Source organism: Myroides sp. A21 (assembly GCF_000807225.1).
In the GTDB taxonomy this organism is placed as follows: Bacteria; Bacteroidota; Bacteroidia; order Flavobacteriales; family Flavobacteriaceae; genus Flavobacterium; species Flavobacterium odoratimimum.
Window position 1 is genome coordinate 688,773 of the sequence record NZ_CP010327.1, and the last position, 24,041, is coordinate 712,813.

Here is a 24,041-nt window from a genome sequence, read left to right on the forward strand (position 1 = left end):
TTATTATCTATGTTAAGAGAAGCAAGTGAACAAAGAAAGAGGCTAGCCACTATACTTGCCTTTTGTTCTATACCCCTTTCTGGTTTTGTGACCGATATATATTTACCGTCATTCCCTTCTATGGCTAAAGGACTAGCTGTATCAGAACAAGACATACAGCTTACCCTTACCTGCTATCTATTAAGCTATGGTATATCACAGATATTCGTAGGTAGTCTTTTAGACAATATAGGAAGATACAAACCGCGTTTAGTCGCGTTACTGATATTAATCTTTACCAATCTTAGTATCACACAGATGGATAGCGTCTTCTATATCTGTATTATGAGGATTATACAAGGGATGGCCATCTCTACATTAGTAGTTGCTACACGCGCTATCTTTATAGACATCTATGATGAAACGAAGAGACAGTATTACTTAAGCTACTTTACGATCGTATGGTCATGTGGTCCTATATTAGCGCCTTTCTTAGGTGGATACTTAGAGAAGCTATTTAACTGGCATGCTAACTTCTATTTCTTAGCTATCTATTCAGGGGTTTTATTAATCTTAGACCTGTGTATCAGTGGTGAGAGTATTCCTGAGAAGAAGAAGTTTAATTTATCTGATACATTAAGCTTATATAAAATGATGCTAAGTGAAAAGAGATTTATGATTGGTACCCTAATATTAGGACTTAGCTACTCTATCGTAATGATCTTTAATATAGCAGGGCCTTTTCTAATTGAAAACACATTTAACTATGGTTCTGTAGTTATTGGTTATTGTACATTAGTACTTGGATTCTCATGGATGCTCGGCGGTATAATAGGAAAGAAAAGAATGCACTTAGACTTAAAGCCTAAAGCTCTTAAGCCTTCATTAGTACAACTATCTCTTATTGCAGTTCTATTAATTACTACAATATGGATAGAGAGCTTGCCTTTATTAATTGGTTTTCTATTTCTTATACATATCTGCTCTGGTACTTTATTTAATAATTTCTTTACCACGACCATGTTACAGTTTCCAAATAATGCAGGTACAGCAGGTGGTCTAATGGGCGGATTGGTATATGTGCTTACCTCTTTTGTCACATTAATAATCTCATCTACAGGAGCTATTACCACTCCCACTGCACTAGGAATAAGATACCTCATAACGGCTATAGCATTACTACTAGCTATACTTTATATAATCAAGCTATACAATAAAGAAAAAGTAATAAACTAGAAGAAAAATAACTAAGCTTTGCATATTTCTATACAATACAGCATAAAATAGAACATCGCTGTAATTATAAAACTAAAAATAACTTATCGAATATGCATTACATCTCGATAAATACTTAATAAACCTCTCTTAAAACTAGCTATTTTATACAGAGTAGACAATTCGTATACTGTAGTATTTTTTACTATTTTACAGTCATATTTATCAGTAATTTTGCATTAGTCTTTAGGTAAAAAGAATCCTTTTTATCACAATATATTCAACTAATAATGTACTTAGAAGTACGTTTTTAAAAATGCAATTAAACAATAAGTTTTTAGGCTTTGCATCCGCAATCTTTGCAGCGATGTTATGGGGAGTATCTGGAGCTTTTGCTCAGTTCCTTTTTAGAGAAAAAGAGTTTAACGCAGAATGGTTAGTTACTGTTCGTCTTCTTATCTCAGGAGTATTAATGTTATTATTTGGGATTGTCAGAAAGAATCCTGATGTCGTAAATATCTGGAAAGACAAAAAAGATGTCATTCAATTAATGCTTTTTAGTTTATTAGGAATGCTGACAGTACAGTACACTTACTTTGTAACTATACTTCACTCTAATGCAGCAACAGCAACAGTAATACAATACACTGGCCCTGTGTTCATCGCTATCTATCTAGCATTAAGACTGAGCAAATGGCCTAAGCCTATTGAATTCTTAGCGATAGGAATGGCGATGTTAGGTACATTCTTATTGGTAACACATGGAGATATTAATACACTGAATATCACTCCTACAGCATTAATATGGGGTATAGCTTCTGCTATAGCATTAGCCGTATATACACTTATGCCTGTACATTTATTGAATAGATATAGCCCTATTGCTATTATAGGTTGGAGCATGCTTATCGCAGGTATAGCGATGAGTATTATACACCCTCCACATAAGCTAGAAGGTATATGGGATACAGATACATATTTGGCAGTATTATTCATTATCTTCTTAGGTACATTGATACCGTTCTATATCTTCTTAATGGCGATAAAGAATATTGGACCACAAAGAGCTAGTTTATTAGCTTGTGCCGAACCTCTGTCTGCTACTTTAATAGCTGTAGTATATTTTGGGGTCAACTTTGAATTAATGGACTATATAGGAAGTCTTTGTATTATAACAACGATATTCCTATTGACTAAAATCAAGAAGAAAGTTATTCCAGAAAATTAAACAACGAGAATATCCATTTTTTATAAGCAACGCGGTATATCCCTGTAAGGTATATCGCGTTGTTGTTTTTATATAGGTTACAAACCTAGTTTGCGAAGTAGCTTATCTAACATTGACTTTATTCCTATAACCCAATTTGTCTTTAATAGAACAATGAAGTTTAAGATAATCACTAATCCAACTTTTAAGACTAAGACTAATAGAGGGTGAGAACTATTAGGTATAGAAAATATAATAACAACAAAAGTGACCATCAATAACAATAGCTTAAAGAAGTTAGTATCGAATGGCCATAACTTCATCTTCTGATAAATGTAGTAAGTCTTAGCTATATTAAACAACGTTAGAGACAATAGTGAAGCTAGTCCCACACCGAATATTCCTAAATCTGTATAGGCTAATAATACATAGTTCAAAACAACATTAAGAACCATCAAACTAAGAATAGACACTAAATTAAAACGGTAATACTTAGAATAAGAAATAATCTCTGTATTAAACCCTGTAGACATATTAATCACCACATTAATACCTAGTAAATAGATAATCGGCAATGAAGGGGCTAACTTATCATAAGTAGGCAACAACTGAAATAGAGGTTCTATACCTACGGCAACACAGCTAAAAAGAAGCATACCAATAAAGAAAAGATTACGTGCTACTTCTTTATATTTCATATTCAGTGTACGCAATTCCGCTCTCTTTATTAAATCAGATATAATAGGTGCATATAGTGCAAATACTCCTGTAGCTGGTATAGCGAGTGTAGACGCTAAGGTCACTCCAATATTATACGTACCATTCGCTTCATAAGAGATAAAGTAAGGAATCATCAAAGAGTCTACCCTAAACGCAAAGAAAGATCCAAAGCTTCCTGCAAAGGCGAATAAGCTATATGCATAATACTCCTTCTTTCCTACATAAGTAAATAAGTCGTCGTATTTCCAATGCCAATTAAACTTAAAATGTCTATATATATAAGCACCTATTACTATGGCGATAACGTAGTAAGAAACAATATAATACCACACTGCATTATCTATCGAAAAACTACCATACACTACTATTAAGAACACTGTTGGTAAAGCTATCTTTGGGATAATCTTTTCAAAAAACGTAGGAAAAGAAAGGCGTTGTAGATTAGTCGCTTGTCGTCTAAATAGCTCTATATAAGCCATTGAAATAGCTAGTACAAACCCCATAACTACATATCTCAGCTCAGCACCATCATAGACATAGGATCCTAATAGTAATACTATCCCTACTCCTATCGTGAGCTTAATCATAGAGAGCATACTATAACTAAAGAGTTTGCCTTGTAAACGCTCACTTAATTTGGGGTAAAAGTTGATCAAAGCATGTGTGCTCCCTAATACAATAATCGGAAATATAATCTGCGCACATGCATCTACAAAACGGATAATACCTAACAGTTCTTTGTCCTGAGGATAGATTAACACAGTAGACACCACTCCTATCAATACACCAATATAATTGATAAGAGTAAAAAGAAATGCCTGTTTTGTAGATATTTTATCTTGCATGAGGATGCGTAAATCTGTTAATCACTTACAAATATACTTGCTAATAAGTCCTTAACTACTATTTTTTTTAAATTTGTAATTCTTATGTGAATATACCAACTTATAAAAGAAAACTTATTCGCACAAACACTATTACATGAAATACCTAATTATCATGCCTGCTTATAACGAGTCGGCTTTTATCGGTCATACTCTAGACAGTATAATTTCTCAAACGTTATTACCTACTGATGTAATAGTTGTAAACGATAATTCCACAGATGACACAGCCAATATCATTATGAACAACTATGCTCATCTTCCTTATATCACACTAATCAACAAAACGTCTGAGGCTATACATCTACCTGGTAGTAAAGTTGTACAAGCTTTTAACTATGGTTTAGAACAAGTAAACAACTTAGATCAATACGACTTCATTGTAAAGCTAGATGCTGATCTTATCCTACCTAATGATTACTTTGCTACTATTGCAAGTACTTTTGCGCAAGACCAAGCTATAGGTATGGTGGGAGGCTTTGCCTACATAGAGAAAAACAAGGAATGGACAATCGAAAACCTTACAGATAAAGATCATATTAGAGGCGCATTTAAAGCATATCGACTAGACTGTTTTAAACAGATAGGAGGACTTAAACCTGCCATGGGATGGGATACAGTAGATGAACTCTTGTGTAGATTTTACAACTGGAAGATCATTACGATAGATACGCTAAAAGTGAAACACCTCAAACCTACTGGTGCAATGTATAATAAAGCGGCTAGGTATAAACAAGGAGAAGCTTTCTACAGACTTCACTACGGAATAGTAATCACAAGTATAGCAGCATTAAAACTAGCAATGAAGAAGAAGAAACCTTTCTTATTCATAGATTATATCAGTGGCTACTACAAAGCAAAAAGAGAAAAACAACCGTATTTAGTCACTGAAGAGCAAGGCATTTTTATACGTAAATACCGTTGGAGTAAGATAAAATCAAAGTTACTCTAATCACTTTTTTACTTTAATAAACTTAAAACTCATTTGTAATTGGTAATTTAGCCGATATTTTAATATTTATGATCAAATCTGGATTAACACATATAGGACAGTACTTTATAATGCTAAAAGAAATGTTTAGCAAAATGACAAAGTGGAAGGTTATGAAAGTACTTATATTTAAAGAAATAGATGATCTTATCATTGGTTCTTTAGGTATTGTGGCATTCCTATCGTTTTTCGTTGGTGGTGTAGTAGCTATCCAAACTGCTCTTAACTTAACCAACCCTCTTATACCTAAATATCTTATTGGATTCGCAACGAGACAATCTGTAATCCTAGAGTTCGCTCCTACCTTTATCTCTATCATTATGGCAGGTAAGATGGGATCATTTATTACCTCTAGTATTGGTACGATGCGTGTAACAGAACAAATCGATGCACTAGAAGTAATGGGGGTTAGCTCACTTAACTACCTAGTGTTCCCTAAGCTAGTAGCAGTAATGTTATATCCATTCGTTATCGGTATCAGTATGTTCTTAGGAATCGTCGGAGGATGGTTTGGTGGTGTAATGGGGAACTTTGTTACATCAGAACAATTCATCATTGGATTACAAGATTCATTTACTCCATTCCACGTTACATACGCATTTATTAAAACCTTCTTATTTGGATTCTTATTAGCTACCATCCCATCATACTTTGGTTACTATATGAAAGGTGGTGCATTAGAAGTTGGTAAAGCCAGTACAACTTCATTCGTATGGACGAGTGTAGCTATTATCTTAACCAACTATATATTAACCTCTCTACTTTTAAGCAACTAAGAAATGATCGAAGTAAAAAATATACAAAAGTCGTTCAATGGTACACAAGTACTGAAAGGAATTACAACTACTTTCGAAACAGGTAAAACTAACCTTATCATTGGGCAGAGTGGATCTGGTAAAACAGTAATGCTTAAAACTCTTCTAGGTATTCACACTCCTGATGAAGGAACCATCAGTTTTGATGGCAGAATATATACAGACCTGACAAATACCGAAAAAAGAGAGTTGAGGACAGAGATAGGAATGGTATTCCAAGGAAGTGCCTTATTTGACTCTATGACTGTAGAAGAGAATATAGCTTTCCCTCTTCGAATGTTTACTAATAAATCTGATGCAGAAATAGCACATCGTGTAAATGAAGTTATAGATCGTGTAAATCTAATCAATGCTAACACAAAAAAGCCCTCAGAGATATCAGGAGGTATGCAAAAAAGGGTAGCGATAGCTAGAGCAATAGTTAACAACCCTAAATACTTATTCTGTGATGAGCCTAACTCAGGTCTTGATCCGAAGACAGCTATCGTTATAGACAACCTTATTCAAGAGATCACACATGAGTATGGTATTACTACAGTAATCAATACACACGATATGAACTCTGTATTAGAGATCGGTGAGCACATTGTATTCTTAAAGAATGGAGTATTAGCTTGGTCTGGTAATCATAAAGAGATCATTCAGACAGACAATGAAGATGTAGTTGACTTTGTGTACTCATCAGAATTATTCAGAATGGTACGCCAAGCCATGAGACAAATCGGAAACGAAAAGAAATAATATAAAAAAGGAGTAAAACTAATAGTTTTACTCCTTTTTCTTTTCTTGTATTCTTACTTAAGTTTATCTGTCACTTGCTGACTCACAACCTTAATCTCTTGTTCTTTCTTCTTAGGGTATAATAGTAAGATATCATCCTTATCTACGATGATATAGTCATTCAGACCATCTACTACCACCACTTTTCCTTTCGCAGTTCTAACAATGTTATTTGTAGCATTATTAAAGAAAGCTGTAGCATTAACTACTGCATTGTCATTATCATCTTTAGGAAGTTTATCATATAAAGATCCCCATGTACCTAGATCGTTCCAATCAAATGTAGCTGGCAATACATATACATTATTAGCCTTCTCCATCACAGCATAGTCTATAGAGATATTTTCTGCCTTAGAATAATTCTCTTCTATAAATGCTTTTTCTTTATCTGTATTTAAGAACTCATATCCTTTATCAAACAACTCAGTCATCGCAGGTTGAAATTCTGAAAAGGCATCTAAAATAGAGCTTACACTCCATATAAAAATACCCGAATTCCACAGAAAATGTCTACTTTGAATAAATTTACGTGCTGTAACATAATCAGGCTTCTCTCTAAACTGAACTACCTTTTTGATAGGACGAGAGTCTAACTTGTTAAACTCTATATATCCATACCCCGTATTTGGGAACGTAGGTAAGATACCTAAAGTCATCAATACCTTATCTCGCTCACATACATCAAAGGTACGTTGTAAGTTAGATACGAACTGTAACTCATCTTCTATCCAGTGATCACTAGGAGCCACAACCATTACAGCATTAGGATTCTTCTTCTTAATCTTCATAGCTGCATAGAGAATACAAGGAGCTGTATTACGCATATCTGGTTCAAGGATAATACTATCAGATTCTACAGAAGGCAATTGTTCTTTTACAATTTCTTTATAATTCTCATGTGTTAAGATCAGAATATTCTCTTTAGGCACTACCTGAGACAGACGTTTAAAAGTCTTTTGTATCAAGGTATCTCCTGATCCTAACATATCGTGAAACTGTTTTGGAAACTCTGGTGTACTCACAGGCCAAAAGCGTGACCCTACTCCACCTGCCATAATCACAGCATAATAATTTGAACTCATATATCTTTATCTATTTACAACATAATGGGTCAATAACTCTACTTCAGCATTTGCTTTAAAAGTATACATCTTTCCCGTTGAAACTTCTAAACACTCGAAGCGTTTTACCCGTATAGGACCACGCTTAAATATCTTTCCGTTATACGTTTTAAAATGACTCCCTAAAGGAATTTCATATATAAAACAATTGTTATTATTTATATCCTGTACATCATAACGCCTCATCGCTATAGATAGCTTCTCATCAGTATCGCTACTAGCAGAAGGATTTCTAAAATGATTTGCTAACAAGGGTAATAATGCACTAGGAAACACTTCTTCTCTTAAAAAGGGTAACATTAATAATTGAAAAGTACTTTTCCACTCTACTCCGTGCGGTTTTATTCCTCCTCTATACTTCTGATAAGCCACTAGATGAGCTATCTCGTGAATCAGGGTCATCAAAAAACGGTAAGGATTCAGGTTAGAATTTATCGTTATAATGTGTTTCCCATCGTGATTACGAGTATAATCTCCATGACGTGTAACTCTCTCATGTACAATCTTTAGATGCACATGATAGTGTTTTATCAATTCAAATACAGGTTCAACTGCTTGTTCTGGTAAGTATGGCTTTAGCTTCTCTATCAATTATACTTTTATTTAAGGGGTAGTAGTAGACACTTGCAACACCTTCCCATTAAAAAATCTATTCCCATGTATCGCAAAATTCACGATATACTCAGCCATCTCATCTGGCATAAGTGGAGCTTGATATCCAGGGAATGCCTCTTCTAACATCTCTGTCTGTACTGCTCCTAAAGCTACTACATTAAAGAATATTCCCTTATCCTTATACTCTTCAGCTAGCAACTCACTTAAGATAGTGATAGCCCCTTTACTAGAACTATACGCAGCTAATCCTCCGAATTTTAATACTCCTTGCACTCCTCCCATACTACTTACTGACACCACATGACTATTCACTTTCATAAATGGGATAGTAACTTGCATTAGACGAGCAGCACCGAATACATTCACATTGTATACATACTGAAAATCTTCTTGTGTGATCTCCTCAAAAGGTTTGTTCACGATAGCCCCTGCATTATTAATCAGGATATCTACATGCTCCCAATTATCCTGTACAAAGGTAACTACCTTCTGAAGGTCCTCTTCTTTAGTTATATCAACAGCTAAACAAGTAACATTATCTAAATCAATAAGTTTATCAGATATTTTTCTAGATACAGCCAATACATTATGACCTAATTTTGACAACCATTGTACGCACTCTAGTCCAATACCTCTACTTGTCCCTGTAACAATTACATTTTTCATCTTAATACATTCTTATTTCTCCCGGAGCTAAATTAACAAGTTTGTTCACAACCGGTATTATATCTTGTGTAAAAGAAGTCATAAAATTTAAATCCATTAAATGAGCTTCATCCTTTACATGGTGGTAATATTCATAATTTTCAAAGTCAAAAGAACTAAATGTTTGACATGGTACTTTAAACATTTGATAGAAAGGATAATTATCAGAACGCTTAAACAAATTAAACTCCTCAGCCTTTTCTAATTTACCTACAATAGGCTTCCCTGCCAATTCGTTTAACTTAGTTGCCATAGTAGATAGATCATATCCTGTAAGATAAGTCATATAATCTCTCTTCATTGGTAGCCCTAACATTTCAAAATTAAGCATGGATACCACATTCACATTTTCTTTCTTTAAACGCTCTGCTAGATGCTTAGATCCCCATAGTCCCTTCTCTTCTCCTGTGAAGAATGCCACAAGTACTGTACGTTTATTATTTTGCAACTTCAAGTTACGTGCTAACTCTAACAGGATAGCTGTACCAGCAGCATTATCATTCGCTCCATTTGCAATAGAATCCCCATCTACAGGCTTTTCTATTCCGATATGATCATAATGAGCACCTAACACCACTACCTCATTTTTTAAAGTCTCATCACTACCAGGTATAACTCCTACGATATTCCAAGCATCTGTTACATTCTGTAACGTATCGTTATAAGAACTATAATAAGGCTTAATCTTGTACTCTTCTAATCGCTTAGCTAAGTACTCTCCAGCCATTTTACCTCCTTCTGTACCAGTATCTCTACCTAGTAACTCATCAGAAGCTAAATAATATAATGTTTCTTTAATATTCTTTTGTTCAGCATTAGCTTTAACAACAGATGGTGTCTTAGTAGTAGCACATCCAACTAATAAGACTGCTGCCAATAGGCTTAAAATTCTCATTTATAAATATTTTTATCAAAAATACAAAAAGGTAATCAACTATAGAAAATAAATTCTATCGTATATCAAGCATACACCATAAATTATTACCAATAAAAAAGCCCTTATTCAAAAGAATAAGGGCTTAAGTATATTATTATTTAGATTACGCCAACATAGTCACTGGGTTCTCTACATAATCTTTAAATGTTTGTAAGAACTGAGCACCTGTAGCACCGTCCACAGTTCTGTGGTCACATGCTAGAGTTACTGTCATTGTATTACCTACTACGATTTGACCATTCTTCACTACTGGTTTTTCTACAATAGCACCTACTGATAGAATTGCAGAGTTTGGTTGGTTAATAATAGAAGTAAATGACTGAATACCAAACATACCTAAGTTAGACACAGTGAATGTACTTCCATCCATCTCAGCAGGAGTAAGTTTTTTAGTCTTAGCTTTACCAGCTAATTCTTTTACTTTACCACCGATATGAGTTAAAGACATCTGATCTGTGAATGGTAATACTGGTACTACTAATCCATCCTCTACAGCTACAGCTACACCGATATTGATGTGGTTGTTATAGATAGTTGCATTATCAGTCCATTGTGTATTCACCTGAGGGTGTTTGCGAAGTGCCATAGCACATGCTTTCACTACCATATCGTTAAACGACACTTTCGTATCAGGTAAGTTATTGATAATCTTACGAGATTCAATAGCATTATCCATGTCTAACTCGATAGTTAAATAGTAATGAGGAGCAGTAAACTTAGACTCAGCTAAACGACGAGCAATCGTCTTACGCATTTGTGAGTTTTTCACTTCCTCTACACTTACTTCTCCAGCTGGTACGAATGCCTTAACAGCAGGTACAGCAGCAGTAGCTGCAGCTTCAGGAGCAGCAGTTTTAGCAGCAGGTGTATAGTTTTCAATATCGCGTTTGATGATACGTCCATTCTCACCTGAACCTTTCACCTCAGTAATATTTATTCCTTTATCTTCAGCAATTTTCTTAGCCAATGGAGAAATGAATACTCTCCCATTAGTAGAAGTAGCAGCCTCCACACTTACAGTTTTTGGTTCTTCAGCTTTAGGAGCCTCCGTAGCAGGAGCCTCAGCAGCGAAAGTACCACCATTTTGAGCAGATGTAACTACAGCTGATACGTCAGTTCCTTCTGGCCCTAAGATCGCTAATACGCTATCAACAGGAGCAGACTCACCTTCGTTAATACCAACATATAATAAAGTTCCAGCCTCAAAAGCTTCGAACTCCATAGTAGCTTTATCAGTTTCGATTTCTGCAAGGATATCACCTTCCTGAACCTTATCACCTACTTTTTTAATCCAAGTAGCTACTGTACCATCAGTCATAGTATCACTAAGACGAGGCATAGTAATGATTTTAACTCCAGCAGGCATAGCAGCCGCAGCAGGAGCTGGTGTTTCAACTTTAGCCTCTGCTACAGGAGCAGCAGCCTCAGCAGCAGGAGCAGCATTACCCGCACCACTGATTAAAGCAGAAATATCTTCACCTTCATTTCCTATAATAGCAAGTAACGAATCTACAGGAGCAGATTCACCTTCTTGTAATCCAATATATAACAATGTACCTGAATTAAATGATTCAAACTCCATTGTTGCTTTGTCTGTTTCAATTTCTGCAAGGATATCTCCTTCAGAAATCTTATCTCCAACTTTTTTTAACCATGCTGCAACAACACCTTCTGTCATCGTGTCGCTTAAGCGTGGCATTGTAATTACTTCTGCCATGTTCTTTTTATTATAATCTGTGAGGGATAAAAGGGTAATTCTCTTGTTCGTATACTACGTCATACATTACGTTTTTCTCTGGGAATGGAGACTCTTCAGCGAATTTCTCACACTCAGCCACGTAATCTTTTACTCTTTGATCCATTGCTTCGATCTCAGCTTCAGTAGCATATCCTTTTTCTCTAATTACATCTAATACTTGTGTAATTGGGTCTATTTTTTTGTACTCTTCTACTTCCTCTTTAGTACGGTAGTGTTGAGCATCTGACATAGAGTGACCTCTATATCTGTATGTTTTCATTTCTAATAAAGTAGGTCCATCTCCACGACGAGCTCTTTCGATAGCCTCGTACATAGCTTCAGCTACTTTTACAGGGTTCATACCATCTACTGGTCCACTAGGCATTTCGTATCCTAAACCTAATTTCCAAATATCACTATGGTTAGCTGTACGCTCTACTGAAGTCCCCATAGCATATCCATTGTTCTCAATGATGAATACTACTGGCAATTTCCAGTTCATAGCCATATTAAATGTCTCGTGTAAAGACCCTTGACGTGCTGCACCATCACCGAAGTAACACATAGTCACAGCATTTCTGTCAAAATATTTATCAGCGAATGCTAATCCAGCTCCTAGAGGAATTTGCCCCCCTACGATACCATGACCACCATAGAAACGGTGTTCTTTAGAAAAGATGTGCATAGATCCACCTAATCCTTGTGATGTACCAGTACCTTTTCCTAATAACTCAGCCATAATACGCTTAGGATCTACTCCTAATCCGATTGGCTGAACGTGATTTCTATATGCTGTAATCATCTTGTCTTTAGACATGTCCATTGCATGTAAAGCTCCAGCCAATACTGCTTCCTGCCCATTATATAAATGCAAGAATCCTCTCACTTTTTGTTGAATATATAAAGCAGCAAGCTTATCTTCAAACTTTCTCCAAAATAGCATGTCTTCATACCACTTTAGATAAACTTCTTTTGTAATTTCTCTCATATGACTTTACTTTTCATAAACGGTCTCCCGTTTAAAATACAGACTTTCTCGTTTAACCACACTACTGTGGAGAAGCAAAAATAATATATCTACACTAGACTGAAAAATTTATTTGAAGTATTTTAGATTTGATAATATTTTAGACAATTAATTTAACAATACCTTATAATTAGATCGTTTACTTACATTTCTATTTTTTAAAACTTAAACCTAAAAATCCCTCTTTTGCTTTTTTAATCTTATTATAACATCCTCAATATTGCTAATATCAACCTCATTTAAAGAGACATAAATTATACCACCTTTCGAATAAAGGGCAACTAGTCTGTAAAATCTTCTAAAAACTCCTATTATAGCTCATTTATAGTATTCTCCATCTGCTAGTGTTATTATCTGTCATCTATCAACCTTGACTATTCATTGTCTCTTAGTGCAGATCAGTTAATCGCACTTCTATCTTGCCTGCATACTAAGTCCGTTTCTATCCTTGTTTTAACGGACTCACTACGGACTCATAACGGACTCACTACGGACTCAACTCGCATTACTTTAGTACCAATTCATACTAAGTTTGCATGCAATACCTAAAAAAGAAGAGAGCCTATTCTCACAGGCTCTCTTCTACATTATAAAATATATAATACACTATAAACACTCTCTTACTTAATGATCTATAATAGTGAATAAACTAAGTAGTTCTAATCAAAACTAATTTTGCCACCACATCTTATAGTTAATATTATCTCCTCCCATCTCTGCTACCTTTTTCTCATAATTACCTTTGTTCTGAGTACGTATATTGATCGGGTATGGGAATCTATTAGGCATATTCCCATCGTTTAGCATTGACTCTGTCTTAGGTAGTTTAGGGTATCCTGTACGCTTGTATTCGAACCACTGTTGATAATCGTTCATATACAATGCATAATATTTCTGCAACATAATACGCTCTAATGTACCATTATACCTAGTACTTTCTAAAGTAAAATAATTAGTTGGCATCTCTAATCCCTTAGATGTAATAGCCTCTTTCACCGCCTGCTCATAATAGCTCTTAGCATCTGATAAGTATCCCTTCTGAGCTAACTCAGCCTTTATAAATAATACTTCAGCATACGTTAGTATAGGTGCTTCTGTAGGATTAGCCGCCATAACATTATTCAATGTAGAAGCTTCGTAATCAAACTGTGAATCTGAACCATCAAAGGCACTAGGTATTCCTTTATACCCTATATATATTTTCTTCTTTCCTTCTACTCTGTATGCTTCTGTTGCATATAATGGAAGCCTTGGGTCATTAAAATCATTTAAATTATCAATAAAGAAAGAAGCCATCTTACGACTTAATGTAAAATCTTGAATACGACTCCATGGAGAGATATTAGGTGTTACCCCTGTTATCTTTAGGTTAGCCTGTGACTTCACATCATTAATAATAGGATATTTATCTGGATCGTTAAGTATCGTCAGCATACGTTGATATGCATTCTTATTTTCTTTATTTGATATTCTCAACAATAAACGCAAATGCAAACTATTCGTAAACTTTTGCCAGTCATCCCAATATGTCTTTGAGTCTATATATAAAATATCAGGATTATATACTAACTTCCTATTTAAATCATATAAGCTATTTGCTCTCTCTAGATCAGCTAAAAGACTATCATATATCTTCTCTTGTGAATCAAATGCTGGATATAGAATCTTCTCTTCTCCCTTAGACGCTTCAAAATAAGGTACATCCCCAAATAAATCAGTTAAGTTAGAAGTGATCCACGCTTTTAGAGTTAAAGCCATCGCTTCATAGTTAGGATCTGCTACCTTCACGGCTTCATACTCCATATCTCGAGCATTCTTTAACCATCTGTAATAAGCATTCCACGATGACGCTCCTACATCATCACTTAAATCATATCGTTGCATACCTGGTACATCACTAGGATAAACCACGATATCTTGCATTAAATGATTATTATGAGACCAACTGCGATACATATTATGACTAGCCATCTCATAGATGATAGGGTTTAATAACGTTGCTGGGCTAATCTGTTGTAAACGGTTAGGATCAATATTCTTCTCTTCAAAATCAGAAGTACAACTCACAGTCAGCAATACTGTTGCTGATAATCCTAAAAATATATTTTTGATTTTCATCTGTCGTTTTCTTAATATTAGATATCTAGTTTAATGCTAAAACCGTAAGTAGCAGGTGATGGCATCTGCCCCATCTCTACTCCTGGCATCATAGAACCTCCATTTAACGCTGCTGTCTCTGGATCAAATAACGGGAAGTTAGACAACATCGCTAGATTACGTCCATATACAGACACACTTAGCTTCTTCAGGCGTAACTTATTTAATATCTGCTTAGAGAAATTATATTCAAAACTCACTTCTCTCAATTTGATGTAAGAAGCATCGAATGTATTAGACTCTAGATTAGCTCTTCTATAGTATTCTTTATAGTAACTAGCTGGGTCTACCTTAGTCGTATTAGGAGAGAATGTACCATCTCCATTTCTCACTACTCCATCTCCTATGATATATCCTTGTTCTCTACCGTATAAAGTGTGTTCTAGTTTCCCCTGTTCACTCATCTTATGATGAGACTGTGAATATACATTACCTCCGTACTGCCCATCTATCGTAAAGCTGAACTTGAATCCTTTATACTTAAACGTATTAGTCCATCCCATCGTCCAATCTGCATAAGCACTACCGATATATTCTATTTCTTTAGATTGTTCAGGAAGTCCTTTATCAGTATATACGATTTGCCCTTGATCATCTCTCACAAATTTATAACCGTATAAGTCTCCTGTGGTTCCTCCTACTTTAGCTATAATAGATGCTGTACCAGATGTAGCTAATACTTGTTGATCTCCTCCTTCGAACTCTTCTGCTAGGCTTAAGATTTTATTCTTGTTTTTAGCCCAGTTCACTGAGGTGTTCCAAGAGAAATCTTTTGTCTTAATAGGTGTACCACTTAACATTAGTTCAATACCTCTATTGCGTACATCTCCTCCATTAATTACAGCCTTATTATATCCTGTCACATAATTTAATGGTACGGTAATAATTTGATTTTTTGTATTGGTTTCATAGACTGTCACATCAAGACCTAATCTATTGCCAAACATTTTGTGCTCATATCCGATCTCAAACGAATTAGTTCCTTCTGGTTTTAATTCACCATTATGTAAAGTCGTAGCAGACGTAGCAGAGCTCGCAAAAGCACTATTAGAATAGTATTTCAACGTTTGATATGGTTTAGTACCATTACCTACTTTTGCTACAGACACTCTCAATTTAGAGTAATCAATACTCGCAGGCATTCTAAAAATATCATTCAACACAAAACTTGCGTTTAATGAAGAATATAAAAATGACCAATTCATTTTAGGCAATGTACTCGACCAGTCATTTCGAATAGTTCCATCTAAGAATACCATATTCTTATACCCAAATGAAGCCATTCCATAGACAGAGTTCACTTTATAGTCGTCATCTAGAACATTAGTGATAGGATTATTGATACCATTCGCTAACATATATACACCAGGCGTAACTAGTCCGTCTACATAAGATGTCACACTGTGATATTTAGAATCAAGCATATTCCCTCCTATAGATCCACTATAGGTAAATATATCTGAGTCATTATCTGTATAAGTTAATAACACATCAGTATTGATCTCTTGGAAGTTTATCTGTTGTGTTCTAAAGTATCCTTTACCAAACTTAGTGGTACTATAAGGTCTACGTTGTTCACGTTTATCATTACGAGAGTTCAGCGCAGCACGCAACATTAATTTTAATTTAGGTGCAAGAGTAATATCAGTCGATAGGCTTCCTGTTATAGTGTTTGTATTTACTGGATTAGTCGTCTCATAAGCGATTAGATAAGGATTCTCTATATATGAGCTAAACGGATGTATTTGTTGTGTCTGATTATAATCTTTTTTCCAGATAGGTCTATACCATTCTAAGTCAACATTAGGATTCTGAAAGATCATAAAATATCCTATCGTATGGTTACCATATCCTGTACCTGGTAGGTTATCACTCTTTCTGTTGGTATAACTAACATTAGCATTTAAAGTAACTGCATCAGAGATATTATACTTCGCCTTAGTAGACAGCGTAGTTCTATCGAAGCCGGTGTTAGGCATGATCCACTCATTCTTAGAGTGCGTTATCGTTGTTCTAATATCTCCTTTATCACTTCCACCTGATAGGCCTAAAGTGTTAGTAGTAGTAATACCAGTACGCCAGAAGTCTTTTATATTATTCTTATATGGCCTCCACAAGGTTCTTTCTGCACCTTGAGTCTCTGTTGTAGGGTCATACTGATAGTAATATTGTCCTTCAAACTTAGGTCCGAATGCACTACTCGTACTTCCCGTATTCGCACCATCATCTGATAAGCCGTAAGAGTAATAAGGATTACCTTCCTTGTCAAAGCTATTTCCACTACCTTGACCATATTCGTATTGATATTTTGGCCATCTCTGAATCACGTCAAAACTAACATTAGAATTAAAAGAGATACCTAATCCTTTGTCTTTTTTTCCAGATTTAGTAGTAATCATTAATACTCCGTTACTAGCTCTAGAACCATACAATGCAGCTGCACCTGGTCCTTTAAGCACAGAGATACTTTCTATATCATCAGGATTTATATCAGCTATACCGTTACCATAATCTACAGGAGCATCAGTACCAATATAAGAATCACCCGCCCCACTACTCCACAAAGTACTATTGACAATCACACCATCTACCACTACTAATGCCCCATTAGCATCAGCATTTAATGATCGATCACCACGCAACTTAATTTGTGTCGAATTCATTGGTCCAGAACTAGCAGAGGTCATAGTCATACCAGCCACTTTTCCTTTTAAAGCATCTGACCAAGTATTAGAACGAGTATTGTCTAATTGTTCACTGTTCAAAGTCTGTTGGGAAAACCCTAATTGCTTCTCTTCTCTCTTAATACCTAAAGCCGTTACTACAACTTCATTAAGCATACTGCTTGACTCTACTAAGGTCACATTCACAAAATCACCTTTACTAACAATCATTTTCTTCTCTTCAAATCCCATAAAAGAAATGATGATCTCACCTTTTAAGAAAGTATCAGGCACAGATAATGTGAAGTTACCATCTAGATCAGTCGATGTGATGTGCTTAGATCCAGACAGCTGAACCACTGCACCAGGTAAAGTCAATCCAAGGTTATCAATTACTTTTCCCTTTACGATCGAGCCACTACTTTGCTCTGAAGAAGATTTAGTAGTCATACTATCTAACGCATCAGTTGAAACATTAGAAGCGAATAATGAATTTGATTGTAGCAATAAAACACTTCCTATAATCAAACAAATTTGATGACAATTACGTCTAACTTTTTTCATTACTTAAAATTGTGTTGTTGTTGGTTGTACTAAATACCCCACTTAATACAGTCACAAAAGAATGAAATGCCATTAGTCGACACAACGTTTAACGATTACCAAACAGTTAATCATTGTTATATAATTGTAAACAAAAAAATATCTAAATAATTTTTTAGTCTAATCTAAATTATTAATTTAGCCTTGTCTAATAAAAATAAAACTATAAATAATGAAATTCAAACTTCCTGATTTACCATATGATAAAAATTCTTTCAATTCTTTTATATCTACTGAAGGATTCGATTATCACTATGGAAAACATCATCAAACGTATGTAAACAACCTTAACCATTTAATAACAAACACGAAATGGGAAGATGAATGTTTAGAGAACATTATCACAGGTACACAAGCAGAAGGAGAAGTAGCCATATTTAACAATGCTGCACAACATTTTAATCACTCTTTTTTTTGGAAATCTATTACTCCTAATCAAGGTGGTCAGCCTAGTGAAGAGCTACTAGATATGATAGGTAAGTACTTCGGATCTCTAGAAGAGCTAAAAACTCAATTCATTGACAAAGCGACTAAATTATTTGGAAGTGGATGGGTATGGTTAGTACTAACTCCAGAAAACAAACTGGAACTAATGAGTCTAAAAGATGCTGACACACCAATAGTTTATGGAAACAAGCCATTACTTACTATAGATGTATGGGAACATGCGTATTATATAGACCATAGAAATGCAAGGCCTAGCTTTATCCAATTATTTTGGAATGCAATCAACTGGGAATTTGTCAATAAAAATTTAGTAAAATGAGTATAGAATGTATTATGCACATAGAGAAAAGCTGTCAACTAAAGCAAGAACTTGCTAATGAGCAGCTCCAAAAAGGAAATAATGGTTTAGCTATTAACTACTATATCGAAGCCATAAGTCGATTAGAAGTATTATGTGCTTCTTATAAAGCATATCTAAAAACAGGTCCTAAACTCTATCTACAATACATAGATATATCTATGAGGTTAGTCACCTTATATAGGAAAGAACAGGAGACTGACAAGTATAAAAAACTAGTCTCTAAGCTTAACAATTATATTGACAATGTCAAAGAGCTTATAAGCAAAGATCATGAAATGTCAATTACACTAGCTAACTTCAAACTGAAGCTTAATAATATTTAAAACTAAAAGAGATTATTCCATTAATTAGTAAAGCCATAATTCTAAATTGACAAGAATAAAAAACTCTTTTTAAACAAAAAAGGTCTACATTAAATGTAGACCTTTTTCTTTTGGTTGATGTTAAATCAACTATTCTATTGGATTTATGCTTCTCCTTTAGTGCCAAACTTTATAGCTGATAATTCACCAGTAGCTTCAACATCAACTATACTTCCATTACTACCTTCATAGCGCTGGATATTTTCTTGTAAAGCAGTCATTAATCTCTTCGCGTGTTGAGGCGTCAAAATAATTCTAGACTTTACTTTACCCTTTGGCATTCCAGGCATTATGGTAACAAAATCAACCACAAATTCAGTATTAGAATGATTGATAATCGCTAAATTAGAATACACTCCTTCTGCTGTTGCCTCGTCTAATTCAAGGCTAAATTGATCTTGTTCTTTTTCCATAATACTAGAAGTTTAAATCTGTTTCTTTATTTGCAAATCCTTCATCATCTGAAGTACTAACAAGGATACTTTCGTACTCTCTCATACCTGTACCTGCAGGGATTCTGTGACCTACAATAACGTTTTCTTTTAATCCGTTTAATCCATCTACTTTACCTGCTACAGCAGCTTCGTTTAACACTTTCGTTGTTTCCTGGAACGACGCAGCAGAAATAAATGATTTCGTTTGTAAAGACGCACGAGTAATACCTTGTAACATTGGAGTACCAGTAGCAGGCATAACATCACGACTAACTACTAAGTTCTTATCCTCACGTTTCAATAATGAGTTCTCGTCACGTAATTCACGCATAGTAATAATCTGTCCTTCTTTCAAATTATCAGACTCACCTGCATCAACTACAACCTTCATTCCATATAATCTATCATTCTCAGCGATGAAGTCAGCAGCATGTGCTAATTGATCTTCTAAGAATAAAGTATCTCCTGGATCTTCGATTTTAACTTTACGCATCATTTGACGGATAACTACCTCAAAGTGTTTATCACTAATCTTAACCCCTTGTAGACGATAAACCTCTTGAATCTCGTTTACTAAGTACTGTTGAACAGCAGAAGGTCCTTGGATTCTTAAGATATCGTCTGGAGTGATAGCTCCATCAGAAAGTGGCATACCAGCTTTCACGTAATCATTCTCTTGAACTAAAATTTGATTAGATAACTTAACTAAGTATTTTCTAACATCTCCAGTTTTAGACTCAACAACGATCTCTCTGTTACCTCTCTTAACTTTACCGAACGATACAACACCATCAATTTCTGAAACTACTGCAGGGTTTGAAGGATTACGAGCTTCTAACAACTCAGTAATTCTTGGAAGACCTCCAGTAATATCCCCAGCTTTAGATGTATGACGAGGAATCTTAACTAAAACTTTACCAGCTTTAATCTTATCGCCATCATTTACCATTAGGTGAGAACCTACAGGTAAGTTGTATGAACGAATTAACTCACCATCTTTACCATAGATTAATAAAGTAGGAATTAATTTTTTATTTCTTGATTCAGTAATAACTTTTTCTTGGAATCCTGTTTGCTCATCGATCTCAACCATGAACGTTTGTCCTTGTTCGATATCCTCATAAGCAACTTTACCAGTAAACTCAGAAACAATTACACCATTATAAGGGTCCCATTTAAATAACGTAGCACCTTCTTCAACAACATCTCCATCATTCACATAGATTGTAGAACCATAAGGAATGTTATTTGTTGTTAATAAGATACCTGTATTAGTATCAAATAACTTAGCCTCAGTAGAACGCGAAATAACGATATCAATAGCATTTCCTTCATTATCCTCACCTTTTACTGTTTTAAGATCTTCTATTTCTAAACGACCTTTAAATTTAGCAGTAATACTAGATGTCTCAGAGATATTACCAGCAGTACCTCCCACGTGGAATGTTCTCAATGTTAACTGTGTACCAGGCTCCCCAATAGATTGAGCAGCAATAACACCTACAGCTTCACCTTTTTGAACCATTCTAGCAGTAGCTAAGTTACGTCCGTAACATTTAGCACAGATACCAACTTTAGCCTCACAAGTCAATGGCGAACGTACCTCAATTGATTCAATTGGTGCAGCATTGATTGATTTAGCAATAGCTTCAGTAATTTCTTCACCAGCTTCAACTAATACATCAGAATTAAGTGGGTTAATCACTGCATTAAGAGCAACACGTCCTAAAACTCTCTCTCCTAATGATTCGATAACTTCCTCATTCTTCTTAAGTGGTTTAACTTCAATACCTCTTAATGTACCACAGTCAACAGAGTTAACGATAACATCTTGAGCTACGTCATGTAGACGACGAGTTAAGTATCCAGCATCCGCTGTTTTTAACGCCGTATCCGCAAGTCCTTTACGAGCACCGTGAGTAGAGATGAAATACTCTAAAATCGAAAGACCTTCTTTAAAGTTAGAAAGAATTGGGTTTTCGATAATCTCTCCACCACCAGCTGTAGATTTCTTAGGCTTAGCCATCAAACCACGCATACCAGTTAACTGACGAATCTGCTCTTTAGAACCACGGGCTCCAGAGTCAAGCATCATATATACTGAGTTAAATCCTTGTTTGTCTTCACGAATGTTTTTCATTGCTAACTCAGTTAACATAGCATTTGTAGAAGTCCAAACATCAATAACTTGGTTGTAACGCTCATTATTTGTGATAAGTCCCATGTTATAGTTCATAGTAATATGATCTACTTGTTGGTTCGCATCATCAATTAATTCTTGTTTACGCTCAGGAATCATAATATCACCTAAACTGAAAGATAATCCTCCACGGAATGCGTAACCGTATCCCATGTTCTTGATATCATCTAAGAATGCAGCAGTAGTAGGTACATCAGTAATACTTAAAATACGACCGATAATATCTCTTAATGATTTCTTAGTTAATACCTCATTGATGTATCCTGCAACTTCAGGTACTACTTCATTAAATAAAATTCTACCTGCAGAAGTCTCAATAATTTGATATACTAATTTTCCTTCAGCGTTATAATCTTTAGCTCTAACTTTAACGTTAGCATTAAGATCAAGTTTACCTTCATTTAATGCAATATGTACTTCCTCTACAGAGTAGAAAGTCAATCCTTCACCTTTGATAATATGTTCTGGAGTTGATTTACGTGACTTAGTCATGTAGTATAACCCCAATACCATGTCCTGAGATGGTACTGTAATAGGAGCACCATTTGCAGGGTTTAAGATGTTGTGAGAAGCTAACATTAATAATTGTGCTTCTAAGATTGCCTCTGGTCCTAGAGGTAAGTGAACTGCCATCTGGTCACCATCGAAATCGGCGTTGAATGCCGTACACACTAATGGGTGTAATTGAATCGCTTTACCCTCGATTAACTTAGGTTGGAACGCTTGAATACCCAATCTGTGTAACGTAGGAGCACGGTTAAGTAAAACTGGGTGTCCTTTAATTACGTTTTCTAAGATATCCCAAACAACTGGTTCTTTTTTATCTATAATCTTCTTAGCAGATTTTACTGTCTTAACAATACCTCTTTCGATTAACTTACGAATAACGAATGGTTTGTAAAGCTCAGCTGCCATATCTTTTGGCAATCCACACTCGAATAATTTTAATTCTGGTCCAACAACAATTACTGAACGAGCTGAATAGTCAACACGTTTACCAAGTAAGTTTTGACGGAAACGTCCTTGTTTACCTTTTAATGAATCAGAAAGAGATTTTAATGGGCGGTTAGATTCTGTTTTAACAGCAGAAGATTTTCTAGTGTTATCGAACAATGAATCAACAGCTTCTTGAAGCATACGTTTCTCATTACGTAAAATTACTTCAGGAGCTTTGATCTCCATTAAACGTTTCAGACGATTATTTCTGATAATTACACGACGGTATAAGTCATTTAAATCAGATGTAGCAAAACGACCTCCATCAAGTGGAACTAATGGACGTAATTCTGGTGGAATAACTGGAATAACTTTCAAAATCATCCACTCTGGTCTGTTCTCACGATTCAAATTAGAATCACGGAAAGACTCAACTACTTGAAGACGTTTTAACGCTTCAGTTTTTCTTTGTTTAGATGTTTCGTTATTAGCTGCGTGACGTAGAGTATATGATAACTGATCTAAGTCTGTAGTAGCTAATAAATCCATAATACATTCAGCACCCATTTTAGCGATGAATTTATTTGGATCTGTATCATCTAAATATTGATTTTCCATCGGAAGAGTATCACAAATGTTTAAGTACTCTTCTTCAGTTAAGAAATCTAATCTATTGATAGGTTCACCATCAACGTTTTTAGCAATACCAGCTTGGATTACCACATAACGCTCATAGTAAATGATCATATCTAATTTCTTAGAAGGAAGACCTAAGATATAACCAATTTTGTTTGGTAATGAACGGAAGTACCAAATATGAGCAATTGGCACAACCAAATTGATGTGACCAACTCTATCTCTACGTACTTTCTTCTCAGTAACTTCAACACCACAACGGTCGCACACGATTCCTTTATAACGGATTCTCTTATACTTACCACACGCACATTCGTAATCCTTTACAGGTCCGAAAATACGCTCACAGAAAAGACCATCACGTTCTGGTTTATGAGTACGATAGTTGATTGTTTCAGGTTTTAAAACCTCACCTCTCGATTCTGCAAGAATAGACTCTGGCGATGCTAAACCTATTGAGATTTTATTAAACCTTTTTACGGTATTTTTCTCTTTATTTTTATTCATG

Annotated in this window: 18 protein-coding genes; 7 read left to right on the forward strand and 11 right to left on the reverse strand. The window is 35.1% G+C overall.

Annotated features, from left to right (window positions below):
* Positions 1-9: 9 nt before the first annotated feature.
* Together MYRA21_RS03260 and MYRA21_RS03265 are read left to right on the forward strand one after the other, a co-directional pair.
* Positions 10-1,215 carry an MFS transporter gene (locus tag MYRA21_RS03260; protein WP_006266927.1) on the forward strand — a complete coding sequence of 402 codons (1,206 nt, stop codon included), beginning with the start codon at positions 10-12 and terminating at the stop codon, positions 1,213-1,215.
* Between the two features lie 295 nt (positions 1,216-1,510).
* Positions 1,511-2,422 carry a DMT family transporter gene (locus MYRA21_RS03265; protein ID WP_006266926.1) on the forward strand — a complete coding sequence of 304 codons (912 nt, stop codon included), beginning with the start codon at positions 1,511-1,513 and terminating at the stop codon, positions 2,420-2,422.
* A gap of 77 nt (positions 2,423-2,499) precedes the next feature.
* Here the strand turns inward: MYRA21_RS03265 and MYRA21_RS03270 are convergent, their stop codons facing one another.
* On the reverse strand, positions 2,500-3,966 hold the full coding sequence (locus MYRA21_RS03270) for a lipopolysaccharide biosynthesis protein (protein WP_039328533.1): 1,467 nt from the start codon (positions 3,964-3,966) through the stop codon (positions 2,500-2,502).
* A 136-nt stretch (positions 3,967-4,102) separates the two neighbouring features.
* On the opposite strand from MYRA21_RS03270, the gene MYRA21_RS03275 reads away from it, so the two are divergent.
* The 3 genes from MYRA21_RS03275 to MYRA21_RS03285 all read left to right on the forward strand — a co-directional run bounded on the left by MYRA21_RS03275 (position 4,103) and on the right by MYRA21_RS03285 (position 6,552).
* Positions 4,103-4,957: a glycosyltransferase family A protein gene (locus tag MYRA21_RS03275; RefSeq protein ID WP_039328535.1), complete on the forward strand. Its 855-nt coding sequence runs from the start codon at positions 4,103-4,105 to the stop codon at positions 4,955-4,957.
* Positions 4,958-5,025: 68 nt separating this feature from the next.
* On the forward strand, positions 5,026-5,772 hold the full coding sequence (locus tag MYRA21_RS03280) for an ABC transporter permease (RefSeq protein ID WP_006259573.1): 747 nt from the start codon (positions 5,026-5,028) through the stop codon (positions 5,770-5,772).
* A 3-nt stretch (positions 5,773-5,775) separates the two neighbouring features.
* The gene (locus tag MYRA21_RS03285; RefSeq protein WP_006259574.1) at positions 5,776-6,552 is read left to right on the forward strand and encodes an ABC transporter ATP-binding protein; all 777 of its coding nucleotides are present in this window, start codon (positions 5,776-5,778) and stop codon (positions 6,550-6,552) included.
* 53 nt (positions 6,553-6,605) lie between these two features.
* On the opposite strand, the gene MYRA21_RS03290 is transcribed toward MYRA21_RS03285, so the two are convergent.
* The 8 genes from MYRA21_RS03290 to MYRA21_RS03325 all read right to left on the reverse strand — a co-directional run bounded on the left by MYRA21_RS03290 (position 6,606) and on the right by MYRA21_RS03325 (position 18,118).
* Positions 6,606-7,673, reverse strand: a complete 1,068-nt coding sequence (locus MYRA21_RS03290; protein WP_006259576.1) for a mannose-1-phosphate guanylyltransferase — start codon at positions 7,671-7,673, stop codon at positions 6,606-6,608.
* Between the two features lie 6 nt (positions 7,674-7,679).
* Positions 7,680-8,303: a SprT-like domain-containing protein gene (locus tag MYRA21_RS03295; RefSeq protein ID WP_006262099.1), complete on the reverse strand. Its 624-nt coding sequence runs from the start codon at positions 8,301-8,303 to the stop codon at positions 7,680-7,682.
* A gap of 12 nt (positions 8,304-8,315) precedes the next feature.
* Positions 8,316-8,993, reverse strand: coding sequence for an SDR family oxidoreductase (locus MYRA21_RS03300; RefSeq protein ID WP_039328538.1), 678 nt, complete (start codon positions 8,991-8,993; stop codon positions 8,316-8,318).
* A 1-nt stretch (position 8,994) separates the two neighbouring features.
* Positions 8,995-9,927 (reverse strand): M20/M25/M40 family metallo-hydrolase, encoded by a 933-nt coding sequence (locus tag MYRA21_RS03305; protein ID WP_039328540.1) that lies wholly within the window; start codon positions 9,925-9,927, stop codon positions 8,995-8,997.
* 145 nt (positions 9,928-10,072) lie between these two features.
* Positions 10,073-11,686, reverse strand: a complete 1,614-nt coding sequence (locus MYRA21_RS03310) for a 2-oxo acid dehydrogenase subunit E2 (RefSeq protein WP_039328542.1) — start codon at positions 11,684-11,686, stop codon at positions 10,073-10,075.
* A gap of 10 nt (positions 11,687-11,696) precedes the next feature.
* Positions 11,697-12,695: a pyruvate dehydrogenase (acetyl-transferring) E1 component subunit alpha gene (pdhA, locus tag MYRA21_RS03315; RefSeq protein WP_006259581.1), complete on the reverse strand. Its 999-nt coding sequence runs from the start codon at positions 12,693-12,695 to the stop codon at positions 11,697-11,699.
* A gap of 708 nt (positions 12,696-13,403) precedes the next feature.
* The gene (locus tag MYRA21_RS03320) at positions 13,404-14,852 is read right to left on the reverse strand and encodes a SusD/RagB family nutrient-binding outer membrane lipoprotein (protein ID WP_006259582.1); all 1,449 of its coding nucleotides are present in this window, start codon (positions 14,850-14,852) and stop codon (positions 13,404-13,406) included.
* Between the two features lie 17 nt (positions 14,853-14,869).
* Positions 14,870-18,118 (reverse strand): SusC/RagA family TonB-linked outer membrane protein, encoded by a 3,249-nt coding sequence (locus MYRA21_RS03325; protein WP_039328545.1) that lies wholly within the window; start codon positions 18,116-18,118, stop codon positions 14,870-14,872.
* Positions 18,119-18,329: 211 nt separating this feature from the next.
* Between MYRA21_RS03325 and MYRA21_RS03330 the strand changes: the two genes are divergently transcribed.
* Together MYRA21_RS03330 and MYRA21_RS03335 are read left to right on the forward strand one after the other, a co-directional pair.
* A complete protein-coding gene (locus MYRA21_RS03330; RefSeq protein WP_016650376.1) occupies positions 18,330-18,923 on the forward strand; it encodes a superoxide dismutase in 594 nt (197 codons plus the stop codon).
* On the forward strand, positions 18,920-19,288 hold the full coding sequence (locus MYRA21_RS03335) for a hypothetical protein (protein WP_016650375.1): 369 nt from the start codon (positions 18,920-18,922) through the stop codon (positions 19,286-19,288). The genes MYRA21_RS03330 and MYRA21_RS03335 overlap by 4 nt, the downstream gene beginning before the upstream one ends.
* 143 nt (positions 19,289-19,431) lie before the next feature.
* On the opposite strand, the gene MYRA21_RS03340 is transcribed toward MYRA21_RS03335, so the two are convergent.
* Entirely contained in the window at positions 19,432-19,740 is a 309-nt protein-coding gene (locus MYRA21_RS03340) for a DUF3467 domain-containing protein (protein WP_006259586.1), read from the reverse strand.
* A 4-nt stretch (positions 19,741-19,744) separates the two neighbouring features.
* Positions 19,745-24,040 (reverse strand): DNA-directed RNA polymerase subunit beta', encoded by a 4,296-nt coding sequence (rpoC, locus tag MYRA21_RS03345; RefSeq protein ID WP_039328548.1) that lies wholly within the window; start codon positions 24,038-24,040, stop codon positions 19,745-19,747.
* Position 24,041: the final 1 nt, after the last annotated feature.